The sequence below is a fragment of the Mesorhizobium monacense genome, assembly GCF_056781675.1.
This window is the reverse complement of sequence record NZ_CM165567.1, coordinates 1,534,105-1,552,444: the sequence shown is the minus strand read 5'-3', so window position 1 is coordinate 1,552,444 and position 18,340 is coordinate 1,534,105. Positions and strand designations below refer to the sequence as shown.

Below are 18,340 nucleotides of genomic sequence, written 5' to 3'. Positions count from 1 at the left end.
CTATTGCTTGATCCGCAGGGTTCGATTGCATGCTGGCCGCCTGACAGGCATAATTCAAATTATGATTTTTTGGCCAATGACCATAGAAAGCTAATGGCTCGAACTCCGACTTTGCCCCCTCTCGATTGGCTGCGCAGTTTCGAGGCGGCGGCGCGGCTGTCGAATTTTACGGCCGCGGCGACCGAGCTTGGCCTGACACAGGCGGCCGTCAGCCAGCACATCCGGTCTCTCGAGGAACGATTGAAGGTCCGGCTGTTTTCACGGCTCGCCCGTGGCGTCGCCCTTTCGCCGGAGGGCGCTGCCTACCTGCCCCACATCCAGTCGGCATTCGCCACCATCGGCAACAGCACACGGGAACTGTTCGAGCCGCGCGCAATTCAGACCGTCACCGTCCGGGTGCCGATCTCCTTTGCGCTGCTGGTGTTGGTGCCTTCGCTACCCGATCTCGCGAAGGCGCTTCCACAGATCCAGCTCGACATGGTGACGATCCATCGGCCGACGGATTACGATCAGCCGGGCCTGGCGCTCGACATTCGCTTCGGCAACGGCGCCTTTCCCGGCCGCGAAGCCGACAGGCTGACCATCGAGCGGCTGGTGCCGGTGGCCTCCCCGGCCCTCGCCGGCAATGCCGACTGGACCTCGCTGCCGCTGCTTCTGGTCGCTGGAGCACGTGAAATGTGGGCGGAATGGTTCGCCGCCGCCGGCGTGCCGGGGCACCCCAGGCGCTCGCATCGCTTCGACAGTTTCGTCGCCGCCATGGAGGCAGCCAGGGCTGGTGCCGGCGTGCTGCTGGGTTCGCGACCATTGATCGACGCCGCACTCGCCAGCAAGCATCTGGTGAGGCTCTCCGACTTCGAACTCTCGAGCAGCTCTGGGCATTTCCTGACGCGAGCGTCGGCCGCACCGCTGACGCGCGCCGAACAAGACTTCCGGCAGTGGCTTTTGTCGCGCCTCGCCGACGCGGCGTCGACGTAAAGTCAGCGCGGCCCGCCGATGCGCTTCCAGTAGATAAGCGTGCCGGTCAGACCGCCATGCGGTTTCAAGGCAAAGTCCGGGATTTCGCCGGCGAGCGTGAACCCGAGTTTCTCATAGAGACCGGAAGCGCCTTCCTCGGTCGCCGTGTCCAGCACCAGCAGGGTCCGGCCCTTCTCAATAGCAAGGTCCTCCGCGGCCCGCATCAAGTGGGTCGCCACGCCCTTGCCGCGATGGGCGAGCCGGGTCATCAGCTTGGCGATCTCGGCCCGGTGCGGCTGGTTGGGAGGAAAGTCGAGCAGCAAGGTGACGGTGCCGACCAGAGTTTTGTCATCCCACGCGCCCAGCACAGCCCTTTCGCCGCGCGCCGCCGCCCCAAGGGACTGGTCCCAGAACGCCTCCGCCGCCTGTCGGGCCAGCGGATGCATGAAGCTGACCGACCCGCCGGCGGCAACCGTTTGGACCAGCATGTCAGCAAGCATTTTCAGGGTTTTCGCGCCATGGCTCAGAACCTTGATTTCGATGGGGCTCATAGCTGTGACGTATCCCTCAAGTAGCGATTGTTCGGAGGCGTGGCGAGATAGCTGTTCGAGGTCGCCGTCATTCGAAGTGGTTGAAGCGCCTTCGCTTCCGCGCCCGGCGGATCTCGGCGATGCGCTCGGTATCCTCCTCCTGCAGGTGCCGGCCGCGCTCGAGGATTTCGAGCGTGTACTCCTCATAGGTCAGACCGAGCCGCTCGGCCTTGTCCAGCCGCATCAGCATGATTTCGCGGCTCGGCGCTTTCCAGGCTTTCGCATGGGCTGCCTGCCAGGCGAGGAAAACAAAGGCATCGCCCTTACCCCAAGGCGGGCCGTCATAGTCGTCGAGCGGCGGCCCGCCATTGTCGGAGCGCTTGGGACGTCGAGCCACGCGATCACCCCCTGACCAGCGCAACCACATAGTCGGCTGCCTCCGGTCCCGAGGCGTGGAAGGTGCAGTCGGACGGCGCGCCGAGCGCCAGGCAGTCACCGGGCTGCAGATTGTGCACGACGTCACCTTCGGTGAAATCGAGCCGCCCGCCGATCAGCCAGATCTGCTGCTTGATGAAGGCATAGGACGCTGCCGGGAAGCTGACCCTGGCACCGGCCGGCAGCCGCACCTTGATCAGTTCGAGCGGCATGTCCGATACCGGCGAGAGGTGGCGCCGGACATAACCCGTATCGGGGTCGCGCCATACCGGCTGCTCGCTTTCGCGCAACAGGCCGCCGCCTTGCAGTTCCGCACGCGCAATGAGCGCGGAAAGCGTCATGCCGAAGGCCGCGGCGATGCGCACCAGCAGTGCCGCGGTCGGGCTGGTCTTGCCGCGCTCTATGGTGCTGAGCATGGCTTTGGAGACGTCCGACCGCTCCGCCAGTTCCGCCAGCGACCAGTCGCGCAGGGCCCTTTCGGAGCGTATCCTTTTGCCGATGCTGGAGGAAATATCGTTCGCTATATCATTCATTCGTTCAATATACCGAAATCAACCGTGAGGAAAAGAGGCCGATAGATTGAATTTTCGTGCCAGCCTTAACGCCGCCTACACCATCCGACCTCACCCGGCTTTAACCCCATTTGTGTAGGGTGGATGTTGCTGGGAATGGGGATCAGACCGCTTATGTTTGTCGAACGCGAAGCCTCCGTCGGAGAACCGACCTCGCAGGAGCGCCGCCACGCGGAACAGAACGACAAGCGCATCCTGGGCAACGTCGTGCAATGCGACGGCGCGCGCGCCACCATCAGTGCCTATGCCGACGACATTGAAGGCGCGATCACCGGCCTGTGGACGGTCGGCAAGATGATCTCGATCAATCTCGGCTCGACGCGAACCGTCGGCCTTGTCTATGAAATCGGCAAGTCGGACCGCGCCTGGAGCAATGAGGGCCAGAACCCGATCGAGGTCAGCATCGAGCTCATCGGCGAAGTGCGCGATGCCACCGAGCCAGGCGCCAAGCCGGTCTTCGATCGCGGTATCACCACCTATCCGCATATCGGCGCCATCGCCCACCGCATCCGCAGTCGCGACCTGCAGGCGGTGTACGATCTCGCCGGGCGTCATTCGATCACCATCGGCACGCTGTCGCAGGACGAGGCGATCGACGCCAACATCGCCATCGACGACACGCTGGCGCGCCACTTCGCCATTGTCGGCACCACCGGCGTCGGCAAATCCACTGCCGTCTCGCTGCTCTTGCGCAAGTCGATCGCCGCCCGGCCTGACCTGCGCATCCTCATTCTCGACCCGCACAACGAGTTTGCCGCCTCGCTGCCCGAACATTGCGTCAGGGTCGATTCGAAGACGCTGGACCTGCCCTTCTGGATGTTCAGGCTCGAGGAATTCGCCGAGGTGCTGTTTCGCGGCCGTGAGACGGTGGCGGAAGAAGTCGATGCCTTGCGCGATCTCATCCCCGCCGCCAAGAACCTCTATCGCAATCCGGGTTCTGGCACCTATCTGAGGCGCGGCAGCGACGCGCTGACCGCCGATACGCCGGTGCCCTACCGTATCGTCGATCTCATCAAGCAGATCGACGAGCGCATTGGCATGCTGGAAAGCAAGAACGACCGCCCAATCCTCAAATCGCTGAAGACGCGCATCGAATCGGCGGCGTCCGATCCGCGCTACCGATTCATGTTCAACTCGCGCCTGATCGAGGACACGATCCACGAGACGATCGGCAACATCTTCCGCGTGCCGCACCATGGCCGCCCGGTGACCTGCTTCGAGATGGCCGGCATGCCGTCAGAAGTGGTCAACTCCGTCTGCTCGGTTCTGGCGCGTCTGGCCTTCGACCTCGCTTTGTGGAGTGAAGGCAAGCTGCAGCTGCTGCTGCTGTGCGAGGAGGCGCACCGCTACATGCCAGCCGATCCGCGCCTCGGCTTTGCGCCGACCAGGCACGCGCTGTCGCGCATCGCCAAGGAAGGCCGCAAATACGGCTGCTATCTCGGCGTCGTCACCCAGCGTCCGGGCGAACTCGATCCCACCATCCTGTCGCAATGCTCGACCTTCTTCGCCATGCGGCTCGCCAATGAGCAGGACCAGGCGATCATCCGTTCGGCGATCGCCGATTCCTCGGCCTCGACGCTCGCCTTCCTGTCTTCCATGGGCCAGCGCGAGGCAATCGCCTTCGGCGAGGGCGTGGCGACGACGATGCGGCTGAAATTCGAAAAACTGCCACAGGATCTGATCCCCGGCACGGGCAAGCGCGAGCAGGCCTCGACGTCCGAGACCGGCGACGACGTCGATCTCGCGGCGATCGTCGAACGGCTGCGCAACGTGCCGAAACCGCAGCAGCAGATGGCCTTCGCCGAGGTCGTCGATAGCGGCCGCCAGGCCGGCGACCCCGACTACCGCAAGCCGGCCACCACCCCGCGCATGCAGCCGGACGACGATTTCGACCTGCGCTACGGCCTCAAGCCGTCGACGTTCGGCCTGCGCCCGCAGAACGATTGAGCCAACGGCTTTTGCTGAACGGATTTAAGCTGAACGAGCTCAGCTTCGTTGGCAAGCGTGGGTAAATCCCGAAAGGGAATTCATCAGGCCGGATCGAATGACGTGGCTTTCGAGAACCCGGAGCGGAGAGCACCGGAAGTCGAGAAAGCTGCGTCAGTCGGCCGGCCTCATGAATTCCTCTTCGGGATTTTAGGCGCAGACGCGATTGCGTCCCTGCCTCTTGGCTTCGTAGAGCTGGCGGTCGGCGCGGCGGTAGAAATCCTCGGCCGTTTCCTTGCGGTCCCAGACGGCAAGGCCGACGCTGGTGGTAATCTTCAGGCGGACATTGCCTGATAGCACCGACATATTGGCGATCGCCTTGCGGATGCGTTCGGCGAATTTGGAGAGCAGTTCGGCGTCCATGTTCGGCGTGACAACGGCGAACTCCTCGCCGCCGAGCCGCGCCACCACGTCGTGATAGCGGGTCATGCCCTTCAGGCAACCGGCGACCGCCTTCAGCACTTCGTCGCCGACATCGTGGCCATGCGTGTCGTTGACCTGCTTGAAGTGGTCGAGGTCGAGGATCATCAGTCCGACCGGTTTCTCGATACGGCCGAACTCCTCGAGATATTCCTTCAGCGCATCGTCGAAATAGCGGCGGTTCTGCATGCCGGTCAGGCCGTCAGTGAGCGCCGCGTGCTCCAGCGTCTCCGAGCGCGCGCTGAGCGAGACCGTCATGGCGCGCAGCTTGCCTTCTTCCGTCGCCTGACCGCGGATCATCGGGTAGATAAAGAAGACGCCGAAGAACAGCGCCGTTGCCAGAAGCACGCCGGTCGCAAACAACAACTTGTTGAGATAGACGATCTTTTCGATGCGCGAGGCCGCATCCAGGTCGGTCGCGATGCCTTGCAGAAGACCATAGGCGTGCAGCGTCACCAGGCCGGCGGCCAGGATCACGAAAATAAACACGAAAAATGCGGATTCCGCCTTATGGAAACGCATTTGCTCCCCGTAGCAAAACTGCCCATCGACTTTATGACATGCCGCCGCCTTACGGAGGGTTAATCAGAACAACCTGGGCGGGAAACTCCGGTTTTGTTTTCAGTTTTCTGATTGCATTGGGAACACGGCATCAAACTGGGAGCGCCGCGCCATCGGACGGATGCAATCGTTGCCATTCTGGCCCCAGCTGATGCCGAAACCAGGTCGCCTGACGCTTGGCATATTGCCGCGTCGCGATCTTGGCGCGCTCGATCGCCTCGGGAAAACCCATCTGCCCGGCCATTGCCGCCTGCAGTTCGCGAACGCCGATCGCCTTCATCGCCGGGAGATCCGGATCGAGGCCGAGAGCCACCAGCCGCTTGACCTCGTCCAGCGCACCCCTGTCCAGCATCCGGTCGAACCGCGCCTCGATCCGCTCGACCAGTTCCGCCCGGTCCGGCTCGATCACCATGAAGCGCGCGCTGTCGCGGTCGATCAGCGGCCGGCCGCGCGCCGCCTGCCATTCCGCAATGGAGCGGCCCGATGCGTCAAGCACTTCCAGCGCCCGCACGATGCGCTGGCTGTCGGTCGGTTTCAGCTGCATTGCGACCGCCGAATCCTCGCGCAGCAGGATGCTGTGCAGCCTGGCCGCGCCCTGCTCCTTCAATTCGTAACGCCAGCGGTCGCGGATCGCTGGCGGAATCTCGGGCATATCCGAAATCCCTTCCGCAAGCGCCCTGAAGTAAAGCCCGGTGCCGCCGACGAAAATCACCGGCCGTTCGGAGAACGTTCCGTCCGGCCGTTCGGAGAACGTGCCGTCCTCGATCAGCTTCGTCACGTCGCGCAGCCAGGCGCCGGTGGAATAGGCGACGGATGGATGAACATGGCCGTAGAGAAAATGCGGTACGCGGGCGAGCTCGGCAGCACTCGGGCGTGCCGTCAGCACGTCAAGCACGGAATAACCCTGCATGGAATCCGTGTTGACGATGACGCCGCCACTGCGTTCGGCGAGATCGAGCGCAAGCGCCGACTTGCCGCTGGCGGTCGGCCCGGCTATCAGGATCGCGTTCTTCACTCGGCCCTCGCCCGCCTGCCCGCCGGAATTTACGATGCCGCTGATCGCCACGCTTGTATCCCATCCCGAAGGCCGCGCCGTGTCGGCCACGCTTGCGAATATGGCCTCACACTCGGTCGGCGCAAGCGCTGTTCACTGGCTGGCCGAAGACATCGCCTGCGATCTCGTTTTGCCGAATACCGCCGAGGCCGCTGAAGTAGCCGCCGGCCTGCGCCTCGCTTTGGCCTCGGAGCCGGTCGACGTGATCGTCCAACCGGCCGACGGCAGGCGCAAGAAGATCCTGCTGGCCGACATGGATTCGACCATGATCGACCAGGAATGCATCGACGAACTGGCCGAAGAGATCGGCGTCAAGGATCGCGTCGCGGCGATCACGGCGCGGTCGATGAACGGCGAGATCGCCTTCGAGCCAGCCTTGCGCGAGCGCGTAAGCCTGCTGAAGGGTCTCGACACGGCGGTCGTCGACCGCATCATCGCCAACCGGCTGACGCTGGCTTCCGGCGGGCGCGCGCTTGTCCAGACCATGCGCGCCAACGGCGCCTGGACCGCGTTGGTCTCCGGCGGCTTCGATGTCTTCACCAGCCGCATCGCCGCCATGCTCGGCTTCCAGGAAAACCGCGCCAACCGGCTGATCGAGGAGAACGGCCACTTCATGGGGCTCGTCGCCGAGCCGATCCTCGGCCGCGCCGCCAAGGCTGAAGCGCTGCTCGAAACTGCCGCCCGTCTCGGCCTGACGCCGGCCGATGCCATCGCCGTCGGCGACGGCGCCAACGACCTCGACATGATCCGCCTCGCCGGCACCGGCGTCGCCCTGCACGCCAAGCCCACCGTAGCGGCGGAGGCCAAGGTCCGCATCGATCATGCCGACCTCACCGCGCTGCTCTATCTGCAGGGCTACCGGCAAGATGAGTTTGTCTTGTGAGACCTCTTAAGAATTCGCTCCGGCGAGACAGGTGGCGCGGCTGTCGAGAACCGGAGCGGAGCGGACATTTGAGTCCGTGAGCACCGGAAGCGCAGAAAGCTGCGTCAGATGTCCGTCGGAGTAGAATTATCAAGAGGTCTCAAATGAAACCGATGCGCACCGAGCGCCTGATCCTGCGCAACTGGGAGGAGCGCGACCGCGCGCTGTTCCACCGCATCAACTCCGACGAACACGTCATGGAGTTCTTTCCGTTTCGGCGCGACCGTGCGGCGGCGGATGCCAAGATGGACGAATTCAGGGACTGGATCGCGGAGGATGGTTACGGTTTCTCCGCAGCCGAGATCGCGGCCACCGGCGAGTGCATCGGCTTTGTCGGCCTCCTCGACACCGATCATGTGCCCTCCCTGCCGGCCGGCACGATAGAGATCGGCTGGCGGCTGGCGCCCGAATTCTGGGGCAAGGGCTATGTCACAGAGGCGGCCGAGGCCTGGCTCGCCTATGGCTTCGAAACGCTTGATCTCGAGGAGATCGTCTCCTTCGCCGTGGCCAACAACCATCGCTCCACCGCCGTCATGAAACGCCTCGGCATGCACGCCGACCCATCAAGCGACTTCGATCATCCAGGCATTCCGGAGAGCCACCCTCAGCTCAAGCGGCACGTCCTCTACAGGCTGTCGCGCCAAGACTGGCAGGCACAAAAAAGGGCGGCTCGTTAGCCGCCCTTTTTCTTTTTCAAATCAGACTATTGCTGGCTTTTCCGGACTCAATCCATCCGGATCGTCACGAACCGCAACTCACCGGTCTTCGACGCCAGCATCAAGAGCGCGTTCTTGCGGCCCTGCTCCTTAAGCGCGCCGATCCGATCCATGACGTCCTTCGGGGTCGCGACGGATTCCTGCGCGATCTCGGTGATCACCTCGCCGGGCTGGATGCCGCGTTCGGCCGCGGCCGAATCCTTGGTGACGTCGGTGATGACGACCCCCGTCACATCGGCGGCGATGCCGAATTTCGTCCGCGTCTCGTCGTTCAGCTCGCCGATGGTCATGCCGAGCACGGACGCCGTCGAAACCGCAGGCGCCTTGTCGTCACCACTGCCCGGATCGGTGTTGCCGTCTTCGCCGCTGGCCAGCTTCTCGCCATCCTCGAGCCGGCCGAGCGTGACCTTCACTGTCTGCTCGACGCCCTTGCGCACGATGATAACGTCGACCGCCTTGCCGACCGGGCTTTCGGCGACGACGCGCGGCAGGTCGCGCATCTCGTTGATGTCCTTGCCGTCGAACTTGATGATGACGTCGCCGGCCAGGATGGTGCCGTTGTCGACCGGTCCGCCCTTGATGACGCCGGCCACCAGCGCGCCCTTGGCGGTCGCCATGCCGAGGCTTTCGGCAATGTCGTCCGTCACCGGCTGGATGCGCACACCGAGCCAGCCGCGCCGCGTCTCGCCGAACTGGCGAAGCTGGTCGACGACACCCGAGGCGAGCTGCGCGGGAATGGAGAAGCCGATGCCGATCGAGCCGCCCGATGGCGAGATGATCGCCGTGTTGATGCCGATGACCTCGCCGACGCTGTTGAACAGCGGTCCGCCGGAATTGCCGCGATTGATGGCGGCGTCGGTCTGGATGAAGTCGTCATAGGGGCCGGAATTGATGTCGCGGTTGCGCGCCGAGACGATGCCGACCGTCACCGTGCCGCCGAGGCCGAACGGATTGCCGATCGCCATCACCCAGTCGCCGACCCGCATCTTGGTGGAATCGCCGAACTTCACAGCCGTCAGCTTGTGGCCCTTCGGATCGACCTTCAGCACTGCGACGTCGGTCTTGGTGTCGGTGCCGACCAGCGTCGCCTTCAGCGTCACGCCGTCGGAGAAATTCACCTCGATATCGTCGGCATCGGCGATGACGTGGTTGTTGGTCACGACGATGCCCTGCTCGGCGTCGATCACGAAGCCCGAGCCCAGCGACTGCACCTTCTGGGCGCCACCATCCTTGTCGCCGCCGCGGTTCTTGAAGAAGTCGTCGAAGAAATCCTGGAAGGGTGAGCCTTCTGGCAATTGCGGCATCGGCACCGCGCCCGGTCCTTCCGAGCCTTTCACCGTCTGCGACGTCGAGATGTTGACCACCGCGCCAAGCAGCCCCTGGGCCAGGTCGGCGACCGAAGCCGGTCCGTCGGCGGCGATCGTCGGCGTCACGAAAGACGGGACGGCAAGCGAGCCGACGAGAAGCGCGGCGGCGCCGGCGACAAATGTCCGCCTCGCAGCGCGCAGAACGGTCTTGGTTGTCATCGAGGGCCTCCGGGTGTTTCTGAAAAGTAGAGCGCTTCCGCAAAAACGCCGCGTCGCGTCATGTTGGCAAGAAATACGGCACGTTTGCGGCTATGACTATCGGCTGAGGATAAATCCTCCGTTACGCCGGGACTCATTTCCCCGACACCTATGGCCATCGTCAGCCGCGCACCAGCCAGACGATGCCGACGCCGATGGCAATCGCTGCCAGCCCGGCTATGCGCAGCGCATTCTCGGGCATCGACAGCACCTCGCCGGCCAGTCTCTTGGCGAGGTTCGGAAAGCCGCCATAGATCAGGCCCTCGACAACGAGGACCAGACCTATGGCTGCCAGAAAATCCTGCACCGGCCGTTACTGGCCGGTGCCTGGCTGCGCCGCCGGCGCGGGCGCTGGTTGCGGCGCCGTTGGCGTCGCCGGTGCTTCCTTGCTGCTCGGATCGCGGAAGTAGCGGAAGAACTCGGATTCCGGCGACAGCACCATCGTCGTGCCGGTGTTGTCCAGCGCCGTACCATAGGCATTCATCGAGCGGTAGAAATCGAAGAAGGCCGGATCACGCTGGTAGGCTGCCGCGAAGGTCGCGCTGCGCTGGGCTTCGCCCTCGCCGCGCAGGATTTCCGATTCCTTCTGCGCCTCGGCGACGATCTCGACCACTTCGCGGTCGGCGCGGGCCTTGATGCGCTGTGCCGCCTCATTGCCTCGCGCCCTCAGCCGCTCGGCTTCGGCCAGGCGTTCGGCCTTCATGCGGTCGAAGGTCTGCTGCGAAACCTCGGCGGTCAGATCGGTCCGGCGAATGCGCACATCCTCGATCTGCAGGCCGAGCGACGTGGCGTCGGGCCGCAGCTGATCGCGCACCTCGCGCATCATCACGGCGCGCTCTTCCGAGAGCGCCGCTTCGAAATCGCGCAGACCGTAGACACGGCGAAGTGCTGCATCGAGACGCGTCCGCAGCCGTGCCTCGGCCAGTTCGATCTGACCCGAAACCGCCGCACGGAACACACGCGGGTCCGAGATGCGATAGGCGATGAAGGCGTCGACCTCGTAGAACTTGCCGCCCGACACCTGGACGCGGATGTTGTCGAGATCGAAGCGCAGCACACGGTTCTCGATCAGCTGCACGCTGTCGGCATCGAAGAAGGCGAACGGCGCCTTGAAATAGATGCCCGGTTCATTCTTGACGTCGACGATCTCGCCGAACCTCAGCACGAGCGCCTGCTGGCGCGCATTGACCACGAAAACCGACGAATAGAGCAGGAACAGGATGACTGCCGCGACGACGGCGATGATGGGGAGACGGTTGGCCATCACTGGGTTCCTCCCGTCGTGGCGCCAAGGGGAGCCGGCGCCTTCTGCTGCAGTGCCGGCAGCGGCAGGTAGGGAACGACCCCCTGCCCGTTGCCCTGCTCGACGATGACCTTGTTCGAATCCTTCAGCACCCTCTCCATCGTTTCCAGGTAGAGCCGCTTGCGCGTCACCTCCGGCGCCTTGGCATATTCGTCATAGACCGAGATGAAGCGCTGCGCCTCGCCTTCGGCCTCCTGCACGACACGGTTCTTGTAGGCGGCCGCGTCTTCGCGGATCTGGGCTGCCTCGCCGCGCGCCTGGCCGAGCTTCTGGTTGGAATATTGGTTGGCCTGCTCGACGAACTTGTCCTCGTCCTGCTCGGCGCGCTGCACCTCGTCGAAGGCATCGGCCACCTCGCGCGGTGGCGCGGCATCCTCGATCGAAATAGCGTTGACGTTGAGGCCGGCTTTGTAGCCGTCCAGCGTCGTCTGGATGATCTCGCGCACCGATGCGGCAATACCCTGGCGGTCGTCGCGGAAAATGTCCTGGGCCGGCCGGCGGCCGACGGCCTCGCGCATGGCGCTTTCGGCCACCTGGCGCAGCATGCCGTCCGGATCGGAGACGTCGAACAGATACGCCCTCGGATCCGAGACCTGGTAGGCCACCGAGAACTGCACGTTGACGATGTTCTGATCGCCGGTAAGCATCAGCCCGGACGTGTTGCCACTCGTCGCGCCGCCGCCGCCGATATCGACGAGCTGCTCGGCGATGTTGGCGGTCTCGACCGTTTCGACAGGCCACCAATGGAAATGCAGGCCGGGCTGGGAAAGCTCAGTCTTCGGCTTGCCGAAGCGCAGTTCGACCGCGACCTCATCCGGCTGCACAGTATAGACCGCCTTGAACGCCCACAGCACGACAAGTGCCGCGGCGATCAGCGCGAATACGGCCGGGCTGGCGCCGCCGCCGCCTGGCAAGGCCCGCCGCAATCTGTCCTGGCCGCGCCGGATGATGTCTTCCAGATCGGGAGGTGACCCTTGCGGGCCGCTCGGTCCCTTGGGTCCCTGCCCCCAGGGTCCCTGATTGCCGCCGCCACCCCATGGGCCGCCGCCACCGCTCTTGTCGTTCCAGGGCATGAATGTCCTTTCGCTTGGAATTCCCTCGGCACCGGCCTGACGGCGCAAATCCAATATTGTTCTTCTATAGGGACGCCAAGGCTCGCTTTCAACGCGATCTGCTGCCCGGCCGTCCGTTTTGGGCCCTTCGCGACCCTTTGTTGTCTTCAATGCGTGTCGCGGCGCCGTTCATAGACCGTATAGCGTGTCGCGTGGCTGTCTTTCTCGCCTGCCGGAACGTCCTCGGCGCTGACAATGTCCCATGTCTCGGGGTCGATCGGCGGGAAATGCGCGTCACCGTCGACCGAAGCCAGCACATGGGTGACATGCAGGCGGTCGGCCAGCGGAAGCGCCTGGCCATAGATCTCGCCGCCGCCGACCACGCAGATCTCGTCGGCGCCGGCCATGCAGCGGCCGCGCACATTGGCGAGCTTGATCGCCTCGTCGAGCGAGTTGGCGATTTCGACGCCCTCGGCCCGCCAGGCCTTGTCGCGTGTCACCACGATGTTGAGACGGCCAGGCAGCGGTCGGCCGATGCCTTCATAGGTCTTGCGGCCCATGATGATAGGCTTGCCCATCGTGTCGGCCTTGAAGCGCTTGAGATCGGTGGACAGCCGCCATGGCAGCCCGCCATCGCGGCCGATCACGCCGTTTTTGGCGATGGCAACATAGATCGCGATGTCCATCAGCCGCCGTTCCCACCTTCGCCGCCGCCATTGTCGTCCGACGGTTCGTTGGCGAAGGCCGGCGCGGCCGAAAGCGCCAGCGCTGCGGTCAGGACATAGCGGAACATGGACCCCCCTTCGGCGACAATCCAAGGCATGACCCCGGATGCGCTTCACATCTAGCCGTTTCAATGTGGCGTTTCAAAGCCATTCGCGCAGCCACGGACGCTTGTCCCATGCCTGTCTGGACACCGGCGTCCCGATCGGGCAGGACTTCGCCCATGCGCAAGCTTCTCGTCATCGGCATCGGCGCCGGCAATCCCGAGCACATGACGGTCCAGGCCATCAACGGCTTGAACCGCGCCGAGGTGCTGTTCATTCCCGACAAGGGCGCCAAGAAAAACGATCTCGCCGAATTGCGCCGGCAAATCTGCGACCGCTTCGTCACCAACCCCAACTCGCGCCGCGTCGAGTTCGACGTGCCGGTGCGGGCCGAGCCATCACCCTCCTATCGCGCGACCGTGGACGACTGGCACGAGGCGATCGCCGCGATCTATGAGAGCCTGATCCGTGACGAGCTTTCCGATGGCGGCTGCGGCGCCTTCCTGATCTGGGGCGATCCCTCGCTCTACGACAGCGCGCTGCGCATCCTCGAACGCGTGCGTTTGCGGGGCAATGTCGATTTCGAACTCGAGGTCATTCCGGGCATCACCGCCGTCCAGGCGCTGGCCGCAAGCCACAAAATGGCGCTGAACCGCATCGGCGACCCAGTGCTGATCACCACCGGCCGCCGCCTGACACAGGAAGGCATGCCGGACAATGCCGGCAGCACCGTGGTCATGCTCGACGGCAAATGCGCCTTCAATACGCTGGATGACGAGGACCTGATCATCCACTGGGGCGCCTATCTCGGCACGCCCGACGAGATCGTCATGTCCGGCCGCCTCGGCGATGTCGGCAAGGAAATCGCCGAAGTCCGGGAAAAAGCCCGTCAGGAAAAGGGCTGGATCATGGACACCTATCTGCTGCGCAAACCCGGCGAGCCGCAGGACAACTAGCGAGAGCCCTCCCTTGCTCCAGCTCTCGGCCTCGCGCGGGGTAACATGATCGGCGAGACGGGTCGGTAACTCGCAAGAGTCAGAAAAAACAGCATTTTATGCTGGTTTGATAACCTTATCCCTGCCTCGCGGAAAGCGACGTTCCGGCAGATATCACACATATTGACGTTAAATTCACAGAATTGTATGGTCAGTTGTGTTGGTTCGAATCCCGCCGCTGTTCATCCGGTGGTCGAATTCGGCAGCCGCGAATCCCGGCGAGGATAGTTCCATGATGCTCAGCGCCACCATTGTTCGGGACCAAATCGCAACGCGTAGCGGCAGGCGCTGAACAAAGATCATGGCCTGCCTGCTTGGAATCGACAACGGCCTGACGGTGACGAAGGCGGTGGTCTTCGACGCCGACGGTTCGCAACTGTCGGTGGCACGGCGTCGCGTGCCGCAGTCGATGCCGCAGCCGCGCTGGGTCGAGCGCGACATGGCGGGCCTCTGGCAAGCGACCGCCGAGGCGATCGGCGAAGCGATCGCGCTCAGCGGCCGGCCGGCTCGCGACATCAAGGCGGTGGCGGCGACCGCGCACGGCGACGGGCTCTATCTGCTCGACAAGGAGCGCCGGCCGCTCGGCCCTGGCATATTGTCGCTCGACAGCCGCGCCGGCGACATTGTCGATGCTTGGTCGAAGAGCCCGGTCTTCTCCGAGGCGCTTGCCCTCACCGGCCAGGTCCCGCATGCCTCCGCGCCCTCGGCGCTGCTCGCCTGGCTGAAAAAGCACGCGCCGGAGCGTTTCGACCGGATCGGCCATATCGTCGGTTGCAAGGACTGGCTGCGCTTCTGCCTGACCGGTACTATTGCCACCGACCTGACGGAGGCGAGCACCTCGTTCACCGCGATGCGCACGCAAGGCTACGCGCCCGACGCGATGCGCGTCTTCGGCCTGGAAGAGCTGTTCGCGGCCGTGCCGCCGGCTCTGCATCCGGCCGACATCGCCGGCTACGTCACCGCCGAGGCGGCAGCACTGACCGGGCTCGCCGAAGGCACGCCCGTCGCCTGCGGCCTGCATGACGTCACCGCCTCGGCGCTCGGCATTGGCGGCCATGAGGACGGTGTGGTCAGCATCGTCGCCGGCACCTATTCGATCAACGAAGTGATCTCCAGCGAACCGAGGGTCGACCAGCGCTGGTTCTGCCGCAACGCCATCGATCCCGGGCGCTGGAACAACATGTCGATCTCGCCGGCCTCGACAGCGAATTACGACTGGTTCCTCGACACGCTCTGCCGTGCCGAGCAGGAGGAAGCCAAAAGGACCGGAGGCTCGATTCACGAAATGCTGTCGGCGGAAATCGGCGCGGCGCTGAACAAGCCGTCGACCCTCCTCTTCCACCCCTATCTGTTCGGCTCGCCCTACGGCAATACCGCTAGCGCCAGCTTCGTCGGTCTGCGCGGCTGGCATGACCGCGGCGACATGCTGAAGGCGGTGCTGGAAGGCATCGTCTTCAACCACCGCACCCATGTCGAAGCCTTGCGTGACGGCTTTGCCGTCCGCGAGGTGCGGCTGACCGGCGGCGGCTCGCGCAATCCGGCCCTCGCACAGATGTTCGCCGACGTGCTCAAGGTTCCGGTCAGCGTGACCTCGACCGATGAGGCGGCGGCCTTTGGCGCCGCACTTTGCGCCGGTGCTGCGGTCGGCCTGTTCGCCTCGCCTCAGGAGGGCGCGCGCGCGACCTGCACGGTGAGCCGGCAGTATCTGCCGGACCCAGCGCGTAGCGCCGTTTTCGACGAGCGGTACTCTCTTTACGGCCGCATTGCCGAGCAGCTCAGGCCGAAATGGGCGGAGATCGAAAGCCTTGCGGGGCAAAGCATGGGGGGTGCGGAATGATCAAGGCCGACGAACGGCGCGAAGAGATCGCCGAATACGTCATCAAGCTCGGCCAGGTGCGCATCGACGATCTGGTCGAGCATTTCGGCGTGTCGCGCATGACGATCCACCGCCACATCGACCAGCTGGCGCATCAGGGCGTGCTCAGAAAGCTGCATGGCGCCGTCACCGTCCAGCCGTCCGGCCTCTATGAAAGCGCCTTCCGTTACCGGGTGACGGTGGGCCGGGCCGAAAAGGACGCGTTGGCCCGCGCCGCCATGGACTATGTCGAGCCTGGGCAAGCGGTGATCCTGGACGATTCGACCACTGCGAACGCAGTCGCGCCGCTGCTGCTCGAGGTCAAGCCGCTGACCGTCATCACCAACAGCGTCTCGACCGCGGCACTCCTGACCAATGTCGACGACATCGACTTCATCTGCCTCGGCGGCCAGTACCACCGCACCTACAACGCCTATATCGGCATCGTCTGCGAGAACGCGATCTCGCGGCTGCGCGCCAACCTTTTGATCTGCTCGGCTTCGGCGATCAGCGGCACCACGGCCTTCATCCAGGATCAGCATGTGGTGCGGGTCAAGCAGGCGATGATGGCCGCGGCGATCAAGCGCGTGCTGCTTGTCGACCATTCCAAATTCGACAAGGTCGCCTTGCATGTGCTCGACGAGCTGACCAGCTTCGAGGCGGTCCTGGTCACCGACGGCATAAGCGACAAGCACGCGCAAACGCTTGAGCAGGCCGGCGTCAGGCTGCGCATCGTCAAGACAAAGACGCCATGAAGCTACCCGACGAAAACCGGGAGGATGCTCTGGCCAGCAAGGCCGGCGATGTCGATGTCGTCATTCTCGGTGCCGGCATCAACGGGGCCGGCCTGTTCCGCGATCTCTGCGCGCAAGGCGTCAACTGCTTTATCGTCGACAAGGCGGATTTCGGCTCGGGCACCAGTGCCGCGCCCTCGCGCCTGATCCATGGTGGCCTGAAATATCTGGAAACCGGCGAGTTCGGTCTGGTGGCGCAGTCGACGCTGGAGCGCAATCTGCTGCTCAAGAACGCGCCGCATTATGTCAGCCCGCTGCCCACCGTCATCCCGATCTTTTCCTGGGGCAAGGGCATGTGGGCGGCGCTGCGCACGCTTCTCGGCTCGACCAGCGCGCCGCGCAGCCGCGGCGCCATCCTGATCAAGATCGGCCTGATGATCTATGACTTCTACGGCTCACGGCACCGGGTGATGCCGCGCCACCGGCTGGTCGGGCGAAGCAAGGCTCTGCGCGACATGCCGGCGCTGACCGCATCGATCGTCGCCACCGGCACCTACTACGACGCCAAGATCAGCCACCCTGAGCGGCTGGTGGTCGAACTGATCGCTGACGGGCTGGAAGCCAATTCAGGCTCCAGCGCCGCCAACTACGCGTCGCTGATCTCCTCTTCGAACGGGGTGCTGACGTTCAGACGGGACAATGGGAGCGCCTTTTCGCTGCGGCCGAAGCTGGTCGTCAACGCCGCCGGCCCATGGATCGATCACGTCAACGATGCACTTGGCGCACCGTCGAAAATGATCGGTGGAACCAAGGGCTCGCACATCCTCCTGAAGCACGACGCGCTGGTGAAGAGCCTGGCCGGGCGCATGCTCTATTTCGAGGCCGACGACGGCCGCATCTGCCTGGTCTACGACTATCTCGGCAAAGCGCTCGTCGGTTCGACGGACCTTCCGGCCGACAACCCCGACACGGTCCGTTGCGAGCCCGAGGAAATCGACTACCTGCTCGAAAGCGTGCGCACGCTCCTGCCCGGCATGAGCTTCGAACGCGACCAGATCGTCTATGCCTATAGCGGGATCAGGCCCCTGCCCTCATCCGACTCCTCGATCCCCGGCCTGATCAGCCGGGATCATTCGGCCCCTGTCGCCGAGCCGGATCTTTCGAGGCCCTTCCCGATCATCTCGCTGATCGGCGGCAAGTGGACGACGTTTCGCGGCTTTGCCGAGGAGGTCGCCGACACCGTGCTCGACCGCCTGGGCAACAAGCGCAAGGCGAGCACGCAATCGATGCCGATCGGCGGCGGCAAGGATTTTCCGATGGACGCAGCGGCGCGCGCGGCCTGGCTGGCCGATGCCGCCGCGACGTCCGGCATCGACGTGGCCCGCCTCGACCAACTGCTGTCGCGCTATGGAGCAAGCGCATCCCTGATTGCGCGCCACCGGAGCGCATCCAGCAATGCAGACCGCTTGCCGGATTCGAACGACTACAGCCTGTCCGAGATCGACTACATCGTTCGCAACGAATTCGTCGAACATCTCGCTGACATCGTCATGCGGCGCACGACCCTGGCAATCAGCGGCTCCCTGACGACAAGCGACCTGCAGCAGATCGCCTCGGTTGCCGGCCAGGCGCTCGGCTGGAACCGGCAACGGACAAGCGAGGAAATCGATGCCGTCGTCGCTCAGCTCGGGGGCAACAATTTGATGCGACTGCGACCCGACCGCCACGCGCGAAGCGCGGACGACCGCGCCAAACAGGCCTGAGGACGATATGGCCTCACCAGCGCCGCAAAGCCCGCAGCATCACAGCGTTCGTGAGATATTGCATCGACTTATGAAAAGCAAACAAAAACAATACGTTGTGACAGATTGCAATCAAAGATTGCTCACGCATATGTTACATTGCGGGGAAAGTATCAC

The 18,340-nt window shown here is 64.1% G+C and carries 19 protein-coding genes; 8 read left to right on the top strand and 11 right to left on the bottom strand.

Annotation, left to right across the window (positions count from 1 at the left end; translation table 11 throughout):
• Positions 1–93 precede the first annotated feature (93 nt).
• Positions 94–975 (top strand): LysR family transcriptional regulator, encoded by an 882-nt coding sequence (locus AC1RUK_RS07150; RefSeq protein ID WP_481836186.1) that lies wholly within the window; start codon positions 94–96, stop codon positions 973–975.
• A gap of 2 nt (positions 976–977) precedes the next feature.
• On the opposite strand, the gene AC1RUK_RS07145 is transcribed toward AC1RUK_RS07150, so the two are convergent.
• The 3 genes from AC1RUK_RS07145 to AC1RUK_RS07135 form a co-directional block, all read right to left on the bottom strand.
• Entirely contained in the window at positions 978–1,505 is a 528-nt protein-coding gene (locus AC1RUK_RS07145; protein WP_481836187.1) for a GNAT family N-acetyltransferase, read from the bottom strand.
• Between the two features lie 67 nt (positions 1,506–1,572).
• On the bottom strand, positions 1,573–1,881 hold the full coding sequence (locus AC1RUK_RS07140; protein WP_481836188.1) for a hypothetical protein: 309 nt from the start codon (positions 1,879–1,881) through the stop codon (positions 1,573–1,575).
• A 4-nt stretch (positions 1,882–1,885) separates the two neighbouring features.
• Entirely contained in the window at positions 1,886–2,452 is a 567-nt protein-coding gene (locus AC1RUK_RS07135) for a helix-turn-helix domain-containing protein (protein ID WP_481836189.1), read from the bottom strand.
• Between the two features lie 153 nt (positions 2,453–2,605).
• Here AC1RUK_RS07135 and AC1RUK_RS07130 point away from each other — a divergent pair, with 153 nt between their 5' ends.
• On the top strand, positions 2,606–4,438 hold the full coding sequence (locus AC1RUK_RS07130; RefSeq protein WP_481836190.1) for an ATP-binding protein: 1,833 nt from the start codon (positions 2,606–2,608) through the stop codon (positions 4,436–4,438).
• Between the two features lie 189 nt (positions 4,439–4,627).
• Here AC1RUK_RS07130 and AC1RUK_RS07125 read toward each other — a convergent pair whose 3' ends face one another.
• Both AC1RUK_RS07125 and miaA read right to left on the bottom strand, forming a co-directional pair.
• Positions 4,628–5,419: a GGDEF domain-containing protein gene (locus AC1RUK_RS07125; RefSeq protein WP_481836191.1), complete on the bottom strand. Its 792-nt coding sequence runs from the start codon at positions 5,417–5,419 to the stop codon at positions 4,628–4,630.
• Positions 5,420–5,549: 130 nt separating this feature from the next.
• The gene (gene miaA / locus AC1RUK_RS07120) at positions 5,550–6,518 is read right to left on the bottom strand and encodes a tRNA (adenosine(37)-N6)-dimethylallyltransferase MiaA (RefSeq protein WP_481839556.1); all 969 of its coding nucleotides are present in this window, start codon (positions 6,516–6,518) and stop codon (positions 5,550–5,552) included.
• Here miaA and serB point away from each other — a divergent pair.
• Positions 6,508–7,395, top strand: a complete 888-nt coding sequence (serB, locus tag AC1RUK_RS07115) for a phosphoserine phosphatase SerB (RefSeq protein ID WP_481836192.1) — start codon at positions 6,508–6,510, stop codon at positions 7,393–7,395. The two genes, miaA and serB, sit on opposite strands and share 11 nt — an antisense overlap.
• 143 nt (positions 7,396–7,538) lie before the next feature.
• Entirely contained in the window at positions 7,539–8,111 is a 573-nt protein-coding gene (locus AC1RUK_RS07110) for a GNAT family N-acetyltransferase (protein ID WP_481836193.1), read from the top strand.
• A gap of 47 nt (positions 8,112–8,158) precedes the next feature.
• Here the strand turns inward: AC1RUK_RS07110 and AC1RUK_RS07105 are convergent, their stop codons facing one another.
• The 5 genes from AC1RUK_RS07105 to AC1RUK_RS07085 form a co-directional block, all read right to left on the bottom strand.
• The gene (locus tag AC1RUK_RS07105) at positions 8,159–9,676 is read right to left on the bottom strand and encodes a DegQ family serine endoprotease (protein ID WP_436172421.1); all 1,518 of its coding nucleotides are present in this window, start codon (positions 9,674–9,676) and stop codon (positions 8,159–8,161) included.
• Between the two features lie 160 nt (positions 9,677–9,836).
• A complete protein-coding gene (locus tag AC1RUK_RS07100; RefSeq protein WP_006204937.1) occupies positions 9,837–10,022 on the bottom strand; it encodes a DUF2065 domain-containing protein in 186 nt (61 codons plus the stop codon).
• Between the two features lie 6 nt (positions 10,023–10,028).
• Positions 10,029–10,979 (bottom strand): protease modulator HflC, encoded by a 951-nt coding sequence (gene hflC / locus AC1RUK_RS07095; RefSeq protein WP_436172422.1) that lies wholly within the window; start codon positions 10,977–10,979, stop codon positions 10,029–10,031.
• Entirely contained in the window at positions 10,979–12,091 is a 1,113-nt protein-coding gene (gene hflK, locus AC1RUK_RS07090) for an FtsH protease activity modulator HflK (protein WP_481836194.1), read from the bottom strand. The genes hflC and hflK overlap by 1 nt, the downstream gene beginning before the upstream one ends.
• Positions 12,092–12,237: 146 nt before the next feature.
• Positions 12,238–12,756 (bottom strand): dihydrofolate reductase, encoded by a 519-nt coding sequence (locus AC1RUK_RS07085; RefSeq protein ID WP_481836195.1) that lies wholly within the window; start codon positions 12,754–12,756, stop codon positions 12,238–12,240.
• Positions 12,757–13,016: 260 nt separating this feature from the next.
• Here AC1RUK_RS07085 and cobF point away from each other — a divergent pair, with 260 nt between their 5' ends.
• The gene (gene cobF, locus AC1RUK_RS07080) at positions 13,017–13,793 is read left to right on the top strand and encodes a precorrin-6A synthase (deacetylating) (protein WP_481836196.1); all 777 of its coding nucleotides are present in this window, start codon (positions 13,017–13,019) and stop codon (positions 13,791–13,793) included.
• Positions 13,794–13,967: 174 nt separating this feature from the next.
• Here cobF and AC1RUK_RS07075 read toward each other — a convergent pair whose 3' ends face one another.
• Positions 13,968–14,135 carry a hypothetical protein gene (locus AC1RUK_RS07075; RefSeq protein ID WP_481836197.1) on the bottom strand — a complete coding sequence of 56 codons (168 nt, stop codon included), beginning with the start codon at positions 14,133–14,135 and terminating at the stop codon, positions 13,968–13,970.
• Between AC1RUK_RS07075 and AC1RUK_RS07070 the strand changes: the two genes are divergently transcribed.
• Genes AC1RUK_RS07070 through AC1RUK_RS07060 form a run of 3 tightly spaced genes read left to right on the top strand, consistent with a single transcriptional unit; the run spans position 14,134 to position 18,184 of the window.
• Positions 14,134–15,669: an FGGY-family carbohydrate kinase gene (locus AC1RUK_RS07070; protein WP_481836198.1), complete on the top strand. Its 1,536-nt coding sequence runs from the start codon at positions 14,134–14,136 to the stop codon at positions 15,667–15,669. The genes AC1RUK_RS07075 and AC1RUK_RS07070 overlap by 2 nt on opposite strands.
• Positions 15,666–16,442: a DeoR/GlpR family DNA-binding transcription regulator gene (locus AC1RUK_RS07065; protein ID WP_436172428.1), complete on the top strand. Its 777-nt coding sequence runs from the start codon at positions 15,666–15,668 to the stop codon at positions 16,440–16,442. Before AC1RUK_RS07070 ends, AC1RUK_RS07065 begins: the two co-directional genes overlap by 4 nt.
• Positions 16,439–18,184 (top strand): glycerol-3-phosphate dehydrogenase/oxidase, encoded by a 1,746-nt coding sequence (locus AC1RUK_RS07060; protein ID WP_481836199.1) that lies wholly within the window; start codon positions 16,439–16,441, stop codon positions 18,182–18,184. The genes AC1RUK_RS07065 and AC1RUK_RS07060 overlap by 4 nt, the downstream gene beginning before the upstream one ends.
• The last annotated feature ends 156 nt before the right edge of the window (positions 18,185–18,340 follow it).